At 65.6% G+C, this 15392-nt stretch carries 14 protein-coding genes and 1 pseudogene; 9 read left to right on the top strand and 6 right to left on the bottom strand.

Annotated elements, in window-relative coordinates:
* Window positions 1-117 precede the first annotated feature (117 nt).
* The 7 genes and pseudogenes from EF834_RS13715 (at window position 118) to tuf (ending at window position 9856) form a co-directional block, all read left to right on the top strand.
* On the top strand, window positions 118-1515 hold the full coding sequence (locus EF834_RS13715; RefSeq protein WP_127947801.1) for an amidase: 1398 nt from the start codon (window positions 118-120) through the stop codon (window positions 1513-1515).
* Window positions 1516-3973: 2458 nt separating this feature from the next.
* Window positions 3974-4516 carry a putative immunity protein gene (locus EF834_RS13710; protein WP_127947800.1) on the top strand — a complete coding sequence of 181 codons (543 nt, stop codon included), beginning with the start codon at window positions 3974-3976 and terminating at the stop codon, window positions 4514-4516.
* Between the two features lie 100 nt (window positions 4517-4616).
* Window positions 4617-5141 (top strand): annotated as a pseudogene (locus EF834_RS18780) (DUF3558 domain-containing protein).
* A gap of 328 nt (window positions 5142-5469) precedes the next feature.
* Window positions 5470-5844 (top strand): 30S ribosomal protein S12, encoded by a 375-nt coding sequence (gene rpsL / locus EF834_RS13700; RefSeq protein ID WP_127915634.1) that lies wholly within the window; start codon window positions 5470-5472, stop codon window positions 5842-5844.
* Entirely contained in the window at window positions 5844-6314 is a 471-nt protein-coding gene (gene rpsG / locus EF834_RS13695; protein ID WP_127947799.1) for a 30S ribosomal protein S7, read from the top strand. The genes rpsL and rpsG overlap by 1 nt, the downstream gene beginning before the upstream one ends.
* A 158-nt stretch (window positions 6315-6472) precedes the next feature.
* A complete protein-coding gene (fusA, locus tag EF834_RS13690) occupies window positions 6473-8575 on the top strand; it encodes an elongation factor G (protein WP_127947798.1) in 2103 nt (700 codons plus the stop codon).
* Between the two features lie 90 nt (window positions 8576-8665).
* Window positions 8666-9856 (top strand): elongation factor Tu, encoded by a 1191-nt coding sequence (gene tuf, locus EF834_RS13685; protein ID WP_127947797.1) that lies wholly within the window; start codon window positions 8666-8668, stop codon window positions 9854-9856.
* A 60-nt stretch (window positions 9857-9916) separates the two neighbouring features.
* Here the strand turns inward: tuf and EF834_RS13680 are convergent, their stop codons facing one another.
* Complete coding sequence (locus EF834_RS13680) at window positions 9917-10792, bottom strand: LysR family transcriptional regulator (RefSeq protein ID WP_127947796.1); 876 nt, start codon at window positions 10790-10792, stop codon at window positions 9917-9919.
* Between the two features lie 117 nt (window positions 10793-10909).
* Between EF834_RS13680 and EF834_RS13675 the strand changes: the two genes are divergently transcribed.
* On the top strand, window positions 10910-11317 hold the full coding sequence (locus EF834_RS13675) for a YybH family protein (protein WP_127947795.1): 408 nt from the start codon (window positions 10910-10912) through the stop codon (window positions 11315-11317).
* A gap of 30 nt (window positions 11318-11347) precedes the next feature.
* Here the strand turns inward: EF834_RS13675 and EF834_RS13670 are convergent, their stop codons facing one another.
* From EF834_RS13670 to EF834_RS13650, 5 genes are read right to left on the bottom strand one after another with little or no spacing between them, the layout of a single operon-like run.
* Complete coding sequence (locus EF834_RS13670; protein ID WP_235871201.1) at window positions 11348-11998, bottom strand: hypothetical protein; 651 nt, start codon at window positions 11996-11998, stop codon at window positions 11348-11350.
* Entirely contained in the window at window positions 11995-12981 is a 987-nt protein-coding gene (locus EF834_RS13665) for a DUF6286 domain-containing Asp23/Gls24 family envelope stress response protein (protein WP_235871200.1), read from the bottom strand. Before EF834_RS13665 ends, EF834_RS13670 begins: the two co-directional genes overlap by 4 nt.
* Window positions 12974-13153 carry a DUF2273 domain-containing protein gene (locus EF834_RS13660; RefSeq protein ID WP_127947794.1) on the bottom strand — a complete coding sequence of 60 codons (180 nt, stop codon included), beginning with the start codon at window positions 13151-13153 and terminating at the stop codon, window positions 12974-12976. The genes EF834_RS13665 and EF834_RS13660 overlap by 8 nt, the downstream gene beginning before the upstream one ends.
* A complete protein-coding gene (locus EF834_RS13655) occupies window positions 13150-13455 on the bottom strand; it encodes an Asp23/Gls24 family envelope stress response protein (protein ID WP_127947793.1) in 306 nt (101 codons plus the stop codon). Before EF834_RS13655 ends, EF834_RS13660 begins: the two co-directional genes overlap by 4 nt.
* Window positions 13452-13925, bottom strand: a complete 474-nt coding sequence (locus EF834_RS13650; RefSeq protein WP_127947792.1) for an Asp23/Gls24 family envelope stress response protein — start codon at window positions 13923-13925, stop codon at window positions 13452-13454. The genes EF834_RS13655 and EF834_RS13650 overlap by 4 nt, the downstream gene beginning before the upstream one ends.
* A gap of 221 nt (window positions 13926-14146) precedes the next feature.
* On the opposite strand from EF834_RS13650, the gene EF834_RS13645 reads away from it, so the two are divergent.
* A complete protein-coding gene (locus tag EF834_RS13645) occupies window positions 14147-15361 on the top strand; it encodes an NAD(P)/FAD-dependent oxidoreductase (protein ID WP_206615280.1) in 1215 nt (404 codons plus the stop codon).
* Window positions 15362-15392: the final 31 nt, after the last annotated feature.

Genomic DNA, 15392 nt, shown 5'->3' with positions numbered 1-15392 from the left:
TGAGACTTGGATGGGCTCTGTGATATTGGCAAGAAGGACTCGGCTGAGGCTCTGTGTCTCGTGAGTCTTGCTTGGACTGCGATGGTTGCGCGATAGTGAGAAGTGGGGGGTGAGGTAATGGGGGATATCGATCTGTGCTACGCCTCGATCTCCGATCTGTCCCGGGACTTCGGCACCGGGGCGTTGTCGCCGGTTGAGGTGACTCGAGCCCACTTGGAGCGAATCGATCGGCTCAACCCTGTTCTCGAGGCCTATCTGACGGTCTTGGCCGAGAGTGCCCTCGCTGATGCGCGCCGAGCCGAGGAGGAGATCTCCCGCGGCGAACACCGGGGACCCCTGCACGGCGTTCCGATTGGCCTGAAGGATCTGGTCTACACAGAGGGCATTCGGACCACCGCCGGTATGTCGATCCACCGGAACTTCATACCTGCCTACGACGCAACGGTGGCTTCTCGCCTGCGTCGTGCCGGAGCAGTGCTGCTCGGGAAGCTGAACCTGACCGAGGCTGCTGGAGGCGAGTACCACCCGGACTCTCCGGCGGTCGTGAACCCGTGGAACTCGAGTTACTGGGCTGGAGCGTCGTCCAGCGGCTCGGCTGTCGCCACCGCGACCGGGATGTGCACGGCCAGCCTCGGAAGCGATACAGGCGGCTCTATCCGCAACCCGTGCAACATGAACGCTGTCACCGGCATCAAGCCGACATGGGGACGCGTCAGTGTCCATGGCGTGTTCGGCATGGCGCCGTCGCTGGACGTTGTCGGCCCCATCGCGCGAAGCGCCGAGGACGCCTACCACGTGCTGCGAGCCATCGCCGGTCCCGACGTGAATGATCCGACCGCTGGCAGGGCCGAAGTGCCCGACTACTCCGTAGGTCCGCCGGAAATGAAAGGAATGCGGATCGGGTTCGACCCAGAGGCTGCCTTCGACGGTGTCGAGTCAGCGGTGGTGAACGTCCTTCGCGATGCGCTGGCAACGTTCGAGAGCCTGGGCGCGGCCATTTGCCAGGTGCGGCTGCCGTCCACGATGGGGTTGGCGGCAGGATGGGGCGCTTACGCGGGGACCGAGGCGGCAGTTGTGCACGAAGAGACGTTTCCGTCTCGGTCGACAGAATACGGTCGGTGGATGCGGGAGCTCCTGGGTTCCGCGTACGCGGTCTCGGGCATAGACATCGCCCGCATCGAGGACGAGAGGCGAGCCTTCGGCGGAAGGTTCGAGGCACACTTCGAGGATCTCGACCTAGTTCTTCTTCCTGTCTTGCCCGTGGGTGACTTGACGCTCGATCGCTTCACCCAGCTGCTGTACGACTCCGACAACCTGCCGAACGTTTTCCGGTACACAGCCCCGTTCAACTTCTCCGGCAACCCGACGATCACCCTGCCGGGCGGCTTCGACGGCGCCGGCGTGCCAATCGGCTTTCAACTCGTGTCGCGCCACCTCGACGAGCTCCTCCTGGCCAGGGCGGGAAGCGCCTTCCAGAGCGCAACCGACTGGCATCTTCGTCGCCCACCCGTCTGAGTCGTATCGATGAGCCGTCGTATTGATGAGTCGTTGCTGCGAGGTCGACGCCGCCTTCGTGGAGGCGAAACTCGCCGGTAGAACGACGGGGACGCGACTGCCACCGCCGTCGACACTATGGATGCGGCGACAGGTCACCCGGTCGCCGATTTCTGTTGGCCAGATTGCGTCTGGGATGCGCGTGATCTCGACTGCGAACCGGCCGTCGGGCGTCTCTGTAACCCTGGCCCTTGACGCGCGACCCAAACTTCCGAATAGCCACGTCCCTCCGGGCTCCGAGTCCGGGGCGCGCCCACTTCGCACCCGGGAGCCATTGCGTGGCTCCCGGGTGCGAAGCGTCATGCTGCCCTCAATCGGTGTTGCTGCGCTCCGTTCGAAACGTGGGCCCGCAGCTCGCTGGCAGGGGAGCCTAAACGTGCAGTCCTCCAACGGAACACCTAGAACGCGTATGGTAGAGAAAGTCCAATGGTGTCGCGCCCGGTGGCAACCGGGCCGATCGCAAGCGTCCACACCTCCGATGGAACGTCTAGCACGCGATTGATGAATATGTAATTCATAGTCCACTTCCTTCTCGAGTCAACCTTGTGAACACCAAAAACAACTAATAAGAATCTCCACAGTCCACTTCCTTCCGAGTCAACCGGGCAGAGCGAGGCACGGGGGCCTGTCGCGCTGCCCTCAATCGGTGTTGGCGCGCTCCGTTCAAGGCGCTCAACTGCCGGGGACCCCAAATATGCACTCCTCCAACAGAACACCCAGCACATGATTGATATGTATGGACTTCACAGTCCACTTCCTTCTCGGGTCAACGGGAAATGACAAGACGGTCCCCGTACAGAGAAAGACGAGGTCCGGACACTAACGTCCACTCCTCCGATGCAACGTCCAGTACATGATTGATGATTATGAACTCGTTCACAGTCCACCTCCTTTCCGAGTCATCCGGGCAGAGCGAGGCACGGGGGCCTGTCGCGCTGCCCTCAATCGGTGTTGGCGCGCTCCGTTCAAGGCGCGGGGCCGCAGCTCAACTGCCGGGGACCCCAAATATGCACTCCTCCAACAGAACACTCAACACATGATTGATTGGGGAACGATAAGACGGTCGCTGTACGCGGAAAGATGAGGTCCGGACACTACCGTCCACTCCTCCGATGCAACGCCTAGCGCATGATTGATGATAATAGACTCGTTCACAGTCCACCTCCTTCTCGGGTCAACGAGGGGAAGCGTGAAGCGGGGGCGCGCTTACGCGCGCCGCTCCGCGGCTTGTCACGCTTGTCCTCACTGGATGTTGCTGCGCTCCGCTCGAAACCCGGGACCGCAGCTCACCAGCTAGAGAGAAAGACGGTCGCCTTACAGAGAGAGACGAGGTCCGTACCCAAACGTCCACTCCTCCAATGCAACGCCAAGCACACGATTCAAGAAAAAAATGCAACACATAGTCCACCTCCTTTTCGAGTCAACCGGGGGGAGCGAGAGGCGGGGGCGGGCTTACGCGCGCCGCTCCGCGGCCTGTCATGCCGCCCCTAATCGGTGTGCTGCGCTCTGCTTGAGATGCGATCCCGTAGCTCACCGGTAAGGGAGGCGAAACATACACTCCCCCAACACAACAACTAGAACGCGACTAAAATTAGGAACACGGTATTCACCGCCAGCTTCCTCGAAGCCAACCGGGAAGAGCGAGAGGTGGGGCGCGCTTGCGCGCGCCGCATCACGGCCTGTCACGCTGCCTTGGACCGGTGGCGCCGCTGCGCTCCGCTCGAAATGCGAGAACACAGCTCGTCAGTTGGAGGGCCGAAAGGTGCACTCCTCCAACACAACACCTAGTGCACGGCTAAGATTGGGGCACGGTATTCACCGCTAGCTTCCTCGACGCCAACCGAGGGGAGCCAGAGGCGGGGGCGCGCTTGCGTGCGCCGCGCCACGGCCCGTCACAATGCCCTCAACCCGTCCCAAAAACATGCCGCCATGATACCCCGGGACACCTGAAGCGTAAATAGCCCAAACATGGACCGTAACAACCACACTCAATTCGAATAGCACCCTCGGAGAACGGCGGAGCCGGTCCGCTGTGCGGCCGACTCGGCTTCCGCTTCCTTGGACTCGCGATCAGCCTTTGCGCAGTCGTCGTGGGGGCGCGCTTCGGGTTCGGTCGCAGAACCAGAACCGGAGCGCGAGGCGAAGCCCCGGCCAGTTTGTATTCCGCGCTCCGCAGGCAAGCGAACGGACTGCCAGTCTCGAGTACCAAGCCGAACAAACCAATCGATCTCGTAGCCAGTTTCTCGAGACCCTGATCGTAGCCATGCTTCCACCGGGCCTGGTTGCTCCAATGGCACTGTGAAAACGTTACTGCCACAACGACAGCGCACGGTAGCGGTCGGGAACGGCGACCGTCTCGGTGCCGGTCTGCGTGAACCATCGCACCCGCCGGCGGGTGGGCATGTGGGAAGCTCTGGCGATGACGACTGGGTCCGGCGACTTCGAGCTGACCATCGAGGAACTGCGCGCTGTCACACGCTACGTGGCGGAAAGCGCTCAGGAAGTCCTACCAGTGTTCGAGGCCGTGAGTCCTGATGATCCTCGGCCTCGCGCCGCCATCGATGCTGCGTGGGAGTTCGTCAACGGCGCTAGCAGGACCAAGCTGCAGCGCGTAGCTTCGCTGGACGCACACCGAGCTGCGAAGGAGGCACCCACAGAGGCTGCACGTCTCGCTGCACGCTGCGCTGGCGATGCGGCGTCCGCCGCCTACCTTCACCCGATCGCCAAGGCCCACCAGGTCGGTCACATCTTGCGCGCTGCAGCAAGTGCAGCGCGCATCGCCGAGTTGAACGCCGGCGACGACCCTGCTGTCGGGAACGAGCTGGTGGCGCAGGCTCGGCAACGCGCCACGCCGACGTTGGCTGATGTACTCAGCCGGTATCCCCTGGCGCCGGTTGGCAAGGGTCGCCTCGCGCAGCTCATGAGGTCGCTGGACGCTTCTCTCCGCTCAGTGAGTGAGTAGGGCTTCTTCGTCATGGCTTCGACAGGGCAACGCCGTGCCGACAGGCCGGGTGAGGGCGTGCCAGACAGAATGATCGGTTCGGGCGAGCAGCGGACGCCGAATCGCGTCCACCGCGAGCGCCGCGGCCGGGACGATCGGTCTCCTCCTGGTGGCCGGGTGCGCCGCGATTGTTCCGGGCACACCCGAGAGAGCGACGGAGCCACCGGCGTCGTCGCGGTATGCGGCGCTGCTCACCGAATGCGATGCCGTCGATTCCGAGTAGATAGCCGACTCTGTCGGTGGGGGAGCAATCGAACGGGGGTTCTTCGGTGTGATCTGTCGCTGGTCGGTGGCAGGACCGGCCGGTCCGGTTCGTGTGACGTTCAACTGATTCGAGACCGGTTCGCTCGCTGTCAAGCGTGAAACCTCGCGCCGTCTGGGCTACATGGTCGAGGATGTGAGCGTCGACGGCCGGCGCGCGGTGCTATCGCGGCAACCGCAGGATCCTGACACGTGTGGGATCGCTTCGGGCGCACCGGACTCGGGCGTGATCGGCTGGTGGGTGCAGTATCAGGCCGCGGACCACCCCGATCCCTGTGAGGCAGCGGCCACGCTGGTGAAACTGACGCTCGAGCTGAGAGCCTGACTCCTCGGCCGCTTTGACCTCGAATGGAGCCGTTAGGTATTGTTGGGGGTCGTGTCCGACCGCCGGGGTCGCTCCACAGGCATAGTTCCGGTGCGTCCGGGCCGATTTGTGTGCCTATGCCGGGGCATCGCCGTGCGCGCGTTTCTGTGTTCTGCAGGTACGAGCATCCGGTTGCCTGTGTGGGGGTACGCGACACGCCCGACCTCGTGTGCACACGAGGGGTGGGTGCGGGGCAGCAGCGTCCTTGTCCCAACCGATGGATCCCTAATTTCAGAACAGCCAAGGTTGCTCGTGTGAGCAGTCTGGAAACAACGAAGAAAGCCGGTACATGCCAACCATCAATCAGTTGGTCCGTAAGGGCCGCCGCGACAAGGCCGCCAAGGTCAAGACCGCGGCCCTGAAGGGCAGCCCGCAGCGTCGTGGCGTGTGCACTCGCGTGTACACCACCACCCCGAAGAAGCCGAACTCCGCGCTGCGGAAGGTCGCCCGTGTGCGCCTGACCAGCTCCGTCGAGGTGACCGCTTACATCCCGGGTGAGGGCCACAACCTGCAGGAGCACTCGATGGTGCTCGTCCGCGGCGGCCGTGTCAAAGACCTCCCGGGTGTGCGCTACAAGATCATCCGCGGTTCGCTCGACACGCAGGGTGTCAAGAACCGCAAGCAGGCCCGCAGCCGCTACGGCGCCAAGAAGGAGAAGAGCTGATGCCACGTAAAGGCCCCGCTCCCAAGCGCCCCCTGGTCGCCGACCCGGTCTACGGTTCGCCGCTGGTCACCCAGCTCGTCAACAAGATCCTGCTGGACGGCAAGAAGTCGACCGCCGAGCGTATCGTTTACGGTGCACTCGAGCAGGCTCGTGAGAAGACCGGCACCGATCCGGTCGTGACCCTCAAGCGCGCGCTCGACAATGTCAAGCCCGCTCTCGAGGTACGCAGCCGCCGCGTCGGTGGTGCCACCTACCAGGTGCCGGTCGAGGTTCGTCCCGGCCGGTCCACCACGCTGGCCCTGCGCTGGCTGGTCACCTTCTCGCGCCAGCGACGCGAGAAGACCATGGTCGAGCGTCTCGCGAACGAGCTCCTCGATGCGAGCAACGGCCTGGGCGCTTCCGTGAAGCGTCGCGAGGACACCCACAAGATGGCGGAAGCCAACAGGGCGTTCGCGCACTACCGCTGGTGATAGCGCGCCAGGCCGGGGGCCTCACGGGTACGACACCGTTGCAAACTCCCGGCCTGGCGTCGTCACTACTGTGTCGGTTCCGTCACCGGGCCGGCTGACAAGGAAAAGAGACGTGGCCCCGGAAGGGCCGACACGATTAACGAGCGGGGAAGAATCCTGTGGCACAGGAAGTGCTGACCGACCTGAACAAGGTCCGCAACATCGGCATCATGGCGCACATCGATGCCGGTAAGACCACCACGACCGAGCGCATCCTCTACTACACCGGTGTCAACTACAAGATCGGTGAGACCCACGACGGCGCGTCGACGACGGACTGGATGGAGCAGGAGAAGGAGCGGGGTATCACGATTACCTCCGCCGCTGTCACCTGCTTCTGGAACAAGAACCAGATCAACATCATCGACACCCCCGGCCACGTCGATTTCACGGTCGAGGTCGAGCGTTCGCTCCGCGTCCTCGACGGCGCTGTTGCGGTATTCGACGGCAAGGAAGGCGTCGAGCCCCAGTCCGAGCAGGTCTGGCGCCAGGCCGCCAAGTACGACGTTCCGCGCATCTGCTTCGTCAACAAGATGGACAAGATGGGCGCGGACTTCTACTTCACCGTGCAGACCATCATCGACCGCCTCGGTGCGAAGCCGCTGGTCCTGCAGCTGCCGATCGGCGCTGAGGACGAGTTCGACGGCGTCGTCGACCTGGTCGAGATGAAGGCCATCACTTGGCGCGGCACCGTCGCGATCGGCGCGGAGCCGACCATCGAGGAGATTCCGGCGGACCTGGCCGACAAGGCGGCCGAGTACCGCGAGAAGCTGCTCGAGACGGTCGCAGAGTCCGACGAAGTTCTCATGGAGAAGTACTTCGGCGGCGAGGAGCTCACCGTCGAGGAGATCAAGGGTGCGATCCGCAAGATGACGGTCGCCTCCGAGCTGTACCCGGTGCTGTGTGGCTCCGCGTTCAAGAACAAGGGTGTCCAGCCCATGCTCGACGCGGTCATCGACTACCTGCCGAACCCGCTCGACATCGGCGAGGTTCACGGCCACGCCGTGAACAACGAGGACGAGGCGCTCACCCGCAAGCCGAGCAAGGACGAGCCCTTCTCGGCTCTGGCCTTCAAGATTGCGGCACACCCGTTCTTCGGCAAGCTCACCTTCGTGCGCGTCTACTCGGGTCGTGTCGAGCCGGGTGCCCAGGTGCTCAACGCCACCAAGGGCAAGAAGGAGCGCATCGGCAAGCTCTTCCAGATGCACGCCAACAAAGAGAACCCGGTCGACGAGGCCGTGGCCGGCCACATCTACGCGATGATCGGCCTTAAGGACACCACGACCGGTGACACCCTGTGCGACCAGGCGAACCCGGTCGTGCTCGAGTCGATGACCTTCCCGGACCCGGTCATCCAGGTCTCCATCGAGCCCAAGACCAAGTCCGACCAGGAGAAGCTGGGTACCGCGATCCAGAAGCTCGCGGAAGAGGACCCGACCTTCTCGGTCGAGCTGGACGAGGAGACCGGCCAGACCGTCATCGGCGGCATGGGCGAGCTGCACCTCGACATCCTCGTCGACCGCATGCGTCGCGAGTTCAAGGTCGAGGCCAACGTCGGCAAGCCTCAGGTCGCCTACCGCGAGACCATCACCAAGCCGGTCGAAAAGCACGAGTTCACGCACAAGAAGCAGACCGGTGGTTCCGGACAGTTCGCGAAGGTGATCATCGCCCTCGAGCCCTTCGTCGGCGAGGACGGCGCGAGCTACGAGTTCGAGAACAAGGTCACCGGTGGCCGCGTGCCCAGGGAGTACATCCCTTCGGTCGACGCCGGCGCCCAGGACGCGATGCAGTACGGCGTTCTCGCCGGCTACCCGCTCGTGAACATGAAGCTGACCCTGCTCGACGGCGCATACCACGACGTCGACTCCTCGGAAATGGCCTTCAAGGTCGCCGGCTCGCAGGCGCTCAAGGAAGCCGCCCGCAAGGCCGGCCCGGTCATTCTCGAGCCGCTCATGGCTGTCGAGGTCACCACGCCCGAGGACTACATGGGCGAAGTGATCGGCGACCTCAACTCCCGCCGTGGTCAGATCCAGGCCATGGAGGAACGCAGTGGTGCCCGTGTCGTGAAGGCGCTGGTTCCGCTCTCGGAGATGTTCGGCTACATCGGTGACCTGCGGTCGAAGACCCAGGGTCGAGCGAACTTCTCCATGGTGTTCGACTCCTACGCAGAGGTTCCCTCGAACGTCTCGAAGGAGATCATCGCCAAGGCGACCGGCGAATAACCTCGGTTTTCATCGGCCGCAGCACGACCAACGTAATAACAACCGCACTGCTGCATACCGCAAGCACAATCAGTCCAGGAGGACATTCCAGTGGCGAAGGCGAAGTTCGAGCGGACCAAGCCGCACGTGAACATCGGCACCATCGGTCACGTCGACCATGGCAAGACCACCACCACCGCGGCCATCACCAAGGTGCTCGCCGACAAGTACCCGGACCTCAACGAGAGCTTCGCGTTCGACCAGATCGACAAGGCTCCCGAGGAGAAGGCTCGCGGCATCACGATCAACATCGCGCACGTCGAGTACCAGACGGACAAGCGTCACTACGCTCACGTCGACGCTCCCGGTCACGCCGACTACATCAAGAACATGATCACCGGCGCGGCCCAGATGGACGGCGCGATCCTGGTCGTGGCTGCCACCGACGGCCCGATGCCGCAGACCCGTGAGCACGTCCTGCTCGCTCGTCAGGTCGGCGTTCCCTACATCCTCGTTGCCCTGAACAAGGCCGACATGGTCGACGACGAGGAAATCCTCGAGCTCGTCGAGATGGAGGTCCGCGAGCTGCTGGCCAACCAGGAGTTCGACGAGAACGCTCCGGTCATCCCGATCTCGGCCCTGAAGGCGCTCGAGGGCGACCCGAAGTGGGTCAAGTCCGTCGAGGACCTGATGGCGGCTGTCGACGAGTCGATCCCGGACCCGGTCCGCGAGACGGACAAGCCGTTCCTGATGCCGATCGAGGACGTCTTCACGATCACCGGTCGTGGCACCGTCGTCACCGGTCGTGTCGAGCGCGGTGTGATCAACGTCAACGAGGAAGTCGAGATCGTCGGCATCCGCACGGACACCACCAAGACCACGGTTACCGGCATCGAGATGTTCCGCAAGCTGCTCGACTCGGGTCAGGCCGGTGACAATGTCGGTCTGCTGGTCCGTGGCATCAAGCGTGAGGACGTCGAGCGTGGCCAGGTTGTGGTCAAGCCCGGCACCACCACTCCGCACACCGAGTTCGAGGGCCAGGCATACATCCTGTCCAAGGACGAGGGCGGCCGCCACACGCCGTTCTTCAACAACTACCGTCCGCAGTTCTACTTCCGTACGACTGACGTGACGGGTGTGGTGACCCTGCCCGAGGGCACCGAGATGGTCATGCCCGGTGACAACACCGAGATGTCCGTCGTGCTGATCCAGCCGGTCGCCATGGACGAGGGCCTGCGCTTCGCGATCCGTGAGGGTGGCCGCACCGTCGGTGCCGGTCGCGTCACCAAGATCATCAAGTGAGCTAACGCTTGCTGACGCCAATGGCGCTCACTCCTTCGGGAGTGGGCGCCATTCGGCGTTTCAGGGCATGAAAGCGCGGCGCGCGTGATCGAGAAACTCACGCAAGGCCGGAGAGGGCGCCGGCTTCCAGACGAGCGCTAGTACCGCCTCGAGAGCGGCGTCCGCGATCGGGATCGACGCGAGGTCCGGGTACGACGCTGCCATCGATTCGCTCAGGACCGCTACCCCGAGTCCGCGTCGCGCGAGATCCGCGACCGCGTCGGGTGCGCTGGCCTGCATCGCGACAGAAGCGGTGACGGCTTGCGCCGCACAGTTCCGGTCCAAGACGGTGCGGACACCGGTACCCGCGGGCAGACAGATCAACGGCTGGTTGCACAGCTCCGACAGGGGCACGGCCGGCGACGCTGTCAGTGGATGTCCCGACGGGACGGCCGCGACGAGACGTTCGGACACGACCGTCAGGGACGAGAGCTCGGCCGGTGGACGCTCCGCCACCCCGACGAGGGCGAGGTCGAGCGTGCCCGCCCGGACACGGTCGACGAGCCGGTCGGAGTTGTCCTCGACGAGATCGAAGACGATTCCGGGGTGCGCCCCGCGGCAGGCCGCCAGGGCGTCGAACAACGGCGTCACGGTGCATGCGGTGACCATTCCGACCGCGAGCCGACCGCGTACCAACTGGTTGACGTCGTCCACGGCGTCGCGCACGGCGGCTGCAGCGGCCAGCGTCGCGCGGGCGTGGGGCAGCGCGGCCTCTCCCGCCGTGGTTAGCGTCGCGACCCTGCTCGACCGGTCGAACAGCTCTGCTCCCAGTTCGCTTTCGAGCTGCCGGATCTGTGCGCTGATGCCGGGTTGGCTGATGTGCACACGCTTGGCGGCCCGGGTGAAGTTGGCTTCCTCGGCGACGGCCACGAAGTACTCGAGGTGACGCAGTTCCATGAACCTGGATTCTATAAACCTATCTTCTAGTTCTGAGAACAACTATCTGTTGGACTTCTCTTTTGTGTACCTCGATGCTGGAGTGACCGATACCGGTTCGCGAGAGGAAAGCCGCACATGTCGAAGACCCAGTTCGAGAAAGCCCAGCTCGAGAGGGCCCAGCTCGAGAAGGCCCTGACGCCGGAGGACATCACCCGGTTGTTCGTGGAGCGATCCAACGCGGGGGACGCGGACGGCGTCGCCGCGCTGTACGAGGAGGACGCCGTCATGGCATACCCGCCGGGGTCGGTCACTGTTGGTCGGGCCGCGATCCGGGAGTTGTGGGCGCAGGTCCTCGATCACGCCCCGCGCTTCGAGCCCGAGCCCTCGCTCCCGACGCTCGTCAGCGGCGACCTCGCACTGACGTCGACCCCGCCACGGGACGGTGCAGGAGCCCGTGCCCAAGTGGTCCGAAGGCAGCCTGACGGCAGTTGGCTCCGGGTGCTGGATCAGCCCGAGTTCCTACGCCCCGAAGGCTCCCGCTAGCACCCGGCGGCAGTCCGTGGGCGGCGAAACTCAAAGGTCCGCGCCGGCGGCTCGAGCGCCCGGTCGGTCTACTCCATCCTCAAGCACGGGCGGTGCTTCGGGAACGGGGACGGGTGGGTGATCCGCCCGGTCGAGGTGCAGCAGCACGCGAACCGCCACGTCGGTCACATCGGGGCCGCCGAGGGCGGACGTCGTCGCTGCGGCGACCTGCTCCGAGGTGCGGACGAGGGTGGCCGTGTCGCTGTGCGGGTCGGCATCCAGGATCACCTGAATCGTCGCGAGGCCTCGGTCCGAGATCGCTCGCCCGCGGGCGCGCCGGACCCCGGGCAGCCGTCCGAGTTCGGCGGCGACACCGGCGGCGACGGGGCCGAGGTCGATCGCGACGGCGGTCGTCGTGGCCGTCTCGAGCAGCGTGCTCGGCGCCGCTCGTCGTCCCCTGAGGTCGACCACCAGCACGACGGTCCCGAGCACGAAGCAGACGGCGATCGTGGCGGCGAGAGCCCAGTTCCACCACGACTGGTCGGGGATCGCAGTGACCCAGTCGCTATCGATGTGGGTGACCGCATCGCGGACCACCTGCACGCCGCGTTCCCACGCGAGTGCGGCGCCCCCGACGGCGGCGAGCAGCAATCCGACGACGAGGACGAGTACGCGGTTCAGCGCCGCCGTTGCGCGCTTCACGTCCGGCTCTTACCGCGGCGAATCTTCACTCGCAGCTTCAGTTTTCGGTCGAGAGGGGCGAGAGCGTCTCCGACGGTGGTCTCGACGGATGTTCTGAGATCGTCGGTCGGGGCGTCGGGCTGCGCGGTCACGTGGACGGTGGCGCGCCTGCGGTCGACCGTCGTGTGCACGCCGGCCACTCCGGCGACAGAGCCGGCCTCGACACTGCACAGCCGGGCAACATCGACGGGGCGAAGCCACACCGTCGGCGTATCGCTGTCGGCACGCACCGGCATGTGGGTGCGGGTGCGGGGCGCAAGCGCCAGCAGTACGAGGAGGATGCCGAGTGCCAGCGCGGCGAGCGCGGCGAAGACGAGCCAGTGGTGCCAGTGCTGCCTGCCCGCCCACTCGAAGGTGTTGCGCAGCCACGGGGCACCCGGCAGCGTTCCTCGGGAGATGAGAAGTTCCCTGGCGGCGATCGCGCCGAGCGCGAGGAACCCGACCGCGATCGAGACGGCGGCGGGGACAGCGGCCGGTGCCGCCGTCGGAGGTCGCGGCGCGGCGACGGCATCGGCCGGCGCGGGGGCCGGGTACTCGGAGTCGTCGTCGCCAGCAGTCTCCGTTTCGGTGCCGGCGATGAAGACGCCGAGTTGATGCAGTGGCATGCCTGTCAGGGTCTCGACTTGGTCGCCGACCTTGCGGTGAACCCGCCGGGTCAGTTCGGGGACGTCGCACGGCCACTGCACACCGAGATACAGGTTGACGGCCACCGAGTGGCTTCCCGTCGAGATGTCGGCGCGGGGGAGGTCGCGGCCGGTGATTCGAGTGAGCCCGCCGCGCTGCACCACGACGCCCGGAACCTCGAGCGCCGCAGTCGTCGCGATCCGCGCGATCGCGCGGTCCCGGAGGATCAGACGCCCCCGCGTGTCCGGTTCGTCGACCTTGACGGACCGTTCGGCAACGGTGGCGGAAGTGTCGATCTCACCACGGTCGATCTCAACCACGGCCGCGCGACCTGAGGAGGGCGCCGAGGTCGAGGTGGCCGTCGCGGTGGGCGCCGACCGCCATGCCGACGGCGCCGAGGAGGACTGCGAAGACGAAACCGCTGAAGCCGCCGAGGATCCCGGCGAGCGCGAGGAGCAACCCCGCGATCAGTCCCATGCTCGTGCTGGTCATAGTTCAGGTCCTGTCTCGTCGGTGATGTCCTCGATCGTGACGTCCACCGGAATACCCACGATCGAGCGGACGGCGGTGCGGACACGTTCGGCGGTCTCGAAGAGGTCGGCCGGGTACCGGAGGATCAGATGCACGGCACAGCTGTCCGCGTTGATCTGGACACCGGTGATGCGTCGCCCGGGGAGGTAGGTGGCGATCGTGCCGAACTCGCCCCCGTGCAGGCCCGCCACCCCCGGCACGGCCAGCGCTGCCTCGGCGGCGCGTTCCGCCGCCGAGACCGGAGCGGTCGGAGATCCGGTCACTGCACTCGGGGCCTGGTGTCGGTGTCGGCGTCGCCTTGGTCGAGCAGCACGACGTCGAAGACGGTGATGTTCACCTCGGTGACTTCGAGGCCAGTCATGTTCTCCACCGCGGCGATCACGTTGCGCCGGATTCCGACCGCGAGCTCATGGAGGGCTACGCCGTATTCGGCGACGATGCCGATGTCGATCGCGGTCTGCTTCTCGCCGACCTCCACCGCGACGCCCTGACCGTGGTTGACGCGGGCCCCCGGAATTCGGTCGCGCAGGGCGCCGACGACGCGTGCGGTGCCGCCACCGACGTCGTAGACGCCGCTGATCTCCCGGGTGGCGATACCGGCGATCTTCGCGACCACAGCGTCAGCAATGATCGTCTTGCCTTGCGCGTCGATCAGATCGTGGGAGGCGCTCGTTCCGAATTGGATGCGTTCGCCTTGGGTTCTCATCCGGCCGTTGCCCGGATCGGTGGTCATCATTGCTCCTCTTCCGGGGTCGCTCCCGTGCCGACGCCGGTTCCGCTTCAACTCTAGTGACTCGGGCGCCGGCCCGACGCGGGAGCCGGTCGAGCTTTGCCCACCCCGCCCCGGCGGGTACCCGCTAGCAAGTGGGTTTGGTAGAACATGTTCTAGCTGTGGCGTGGCTCGCGAAAGCGCGTCCGGTGATGTATCGAACTTGGTGACGGAGGGTGTGCAGGATGACCAGTAGCGAAGAGGTCGGCGGTCCGGTCGTGATCGTCGGGGCCGGTCTGGCAGCCGTCCGGGTAGCGGAGGAGTTGCGTCAGTCGGGATACGGCGGTGAACTCGTCATCGTCGGCAGCGAGCCACACTTGCCCTACGACCGCCCGCCGCTGTCGAAGGAGGTCGTCCGCGGGGAGAGCGACGACACCACGCTGCGGCCCCGGGAGTTCTACGACGAACACCGTATCGATTTGCGCCTCGGGGTCGCCGCGACCGGCATCGACCGCAGTGGGCGGGTGCTGCACCTCGCCGATGGCAGCGAGATCGACTACGCCGAGTTGATCATCGCGACCGGGCTGAGTCCACGTCGCATCCCCGGACTGCCGGATCTGGCCGGGGTGCATGTGCTGCGGTCGGTCGACGAGAGTCGCGCGCTGCGCTCGGACCTGCGCGAAGGTGCCCGCGCGCTGGTCGTCGGCGCCGGGTTCGTCGGGTGTGAGCTCGCGGCCAGCATGCGTGCCCTCGGCCTCGACGTCGTGCTCGTCGAGCCGCAGCCGGCGCCGCTCGCGTCGGTGCTGGGTGCGAAGGTCGGTGCCAAGATCGGGCGCATGCACACCGAGGAGGGGGTCGACGTTCGCGCCGGGGTCGGACTGACCTCCCTCACCGGGGAGGAGCGGGTGAGCGGCGCCGTGCTGTCCGACGGCACCGAACTGGAGGTCGATGTCGTCGCGATCGGTATCGGTTCGGTGCCGGTCACCGGGTGGCTCGAGGAGTCGGGGATCGACCTCGGCAGCGATCCCGGCGCCGGTGTCCTCTGTGACGAGGTAGGCCGTACCAACGACCCGCACGTGTGGGCGGTCGGCGACGTTGCAGCCTGGCAGCACGAATCCGGTGGGCACAAGCGCATCGAGCACTGGAGCAACGCCGGCGACCAGGCGAAGGTCCTCGCGGGAGCACTGACCGGAACGAGCGACCCGAACGCGCCGAAGCAGGTTCCGTACTTCTGGAGCGACCAGTACGGCCTCAAGATCCAGGCCTTGGGAACCGTGTCGGCCGACGACGACGTCCACGTGATCAAGGACGACGGGCGGAAGTTCGTCGCGTACTACTCACGTGGCGGGGCGCTGACCGCGGTCGTCGGATTGGGTTCGGCTGGTGCGGTGATGAAGATGCGCGCGAAGATCGCGGCGGGCACGCCGGTCGCGGAATTGCTCGAATCAGCACCCGCCTGAACCTGCCTGCCCGACCCGGTACGACCCGACC

This window comes from Rhodococcus spongiicola, assembly GCF_004011835.1.
GTDB classification, from domain to species: Bacteria; Actinomycetota; Actinomycetes; order Mycobacteriales; family Mycobacteriaceae; genus Prescottella; species Prescottella spongiicola.
The sequence above is the reverse complement of the archived record's forward strand: the minus strand, read 5'-3'. Positions and strand labels throughout refer to the sequence as shown.

Bases quoted from the DNA above. Each gene is read 5' to 3' on its own strand.
- rpsG (WP_127947799.1), top strand. From the start codon at position 5,844: ATGCCACGTAAAGGCCCCGCTCCCAAGCGCCCCCTGGTCGCCGACCCG.
- EF834_RS13710 (WP_127947800.1), top strand. From the start codon at position 3,974: ATGACGACTGGGTCCGGCGACTTCGAGCTGACCATCGAGGAACTGCGC.
- EF834_RS13645 (WP_206615280.1), top strand. From the start codon at position 14,147: ATGACCAGTAGCGAAGAGGTCGGCGGTCCGGTCGTGATCGTCGGGGCC.
- EF834_RS13650 (WP_127947792.1), bottom strand. From the start codon at position 13,925: ATGACCACCGATCCGGGCAACGGCCGGATGAGAACCCAAGGCGAACGC.
- EF834_RS13680 (WP_127947796.1), bottom strand. From the start codon at position 10,792: ATGGAACTGCGTCACCTCGAGTACTTCGTGGCCGTCGCCGAGGAAGCC.
- EF834_RS13715 (WP_127947801.1), top strand. From the start codon at position 118: ATGGGGGATATCGATCTGTGCTACGCCTCGATCTCCGATCTGTCCCGG.
- EF834_RS13660 (WP_127947794.1), bottom strand. From the start codon at position 13,153: ATGACCAGCACGAGCATGGGACTGATCGCGGGGTTGCTCCTCGCGCTC.
- EF834_RS13675 (WP_127947795.1), top strand. From the start codon at position 10,910: ATGTCGAAGACCCAGTTCGAGAAAGCCCAGCTCGAGAGGGCCCAGCTC.
- rpsL (WP_127915634.1), top strand. From the start codon at position 5,470: ATGCCAACCATCAATCAGTTGGTCCGTAAGGGCCGCCGCGACAAGGCC.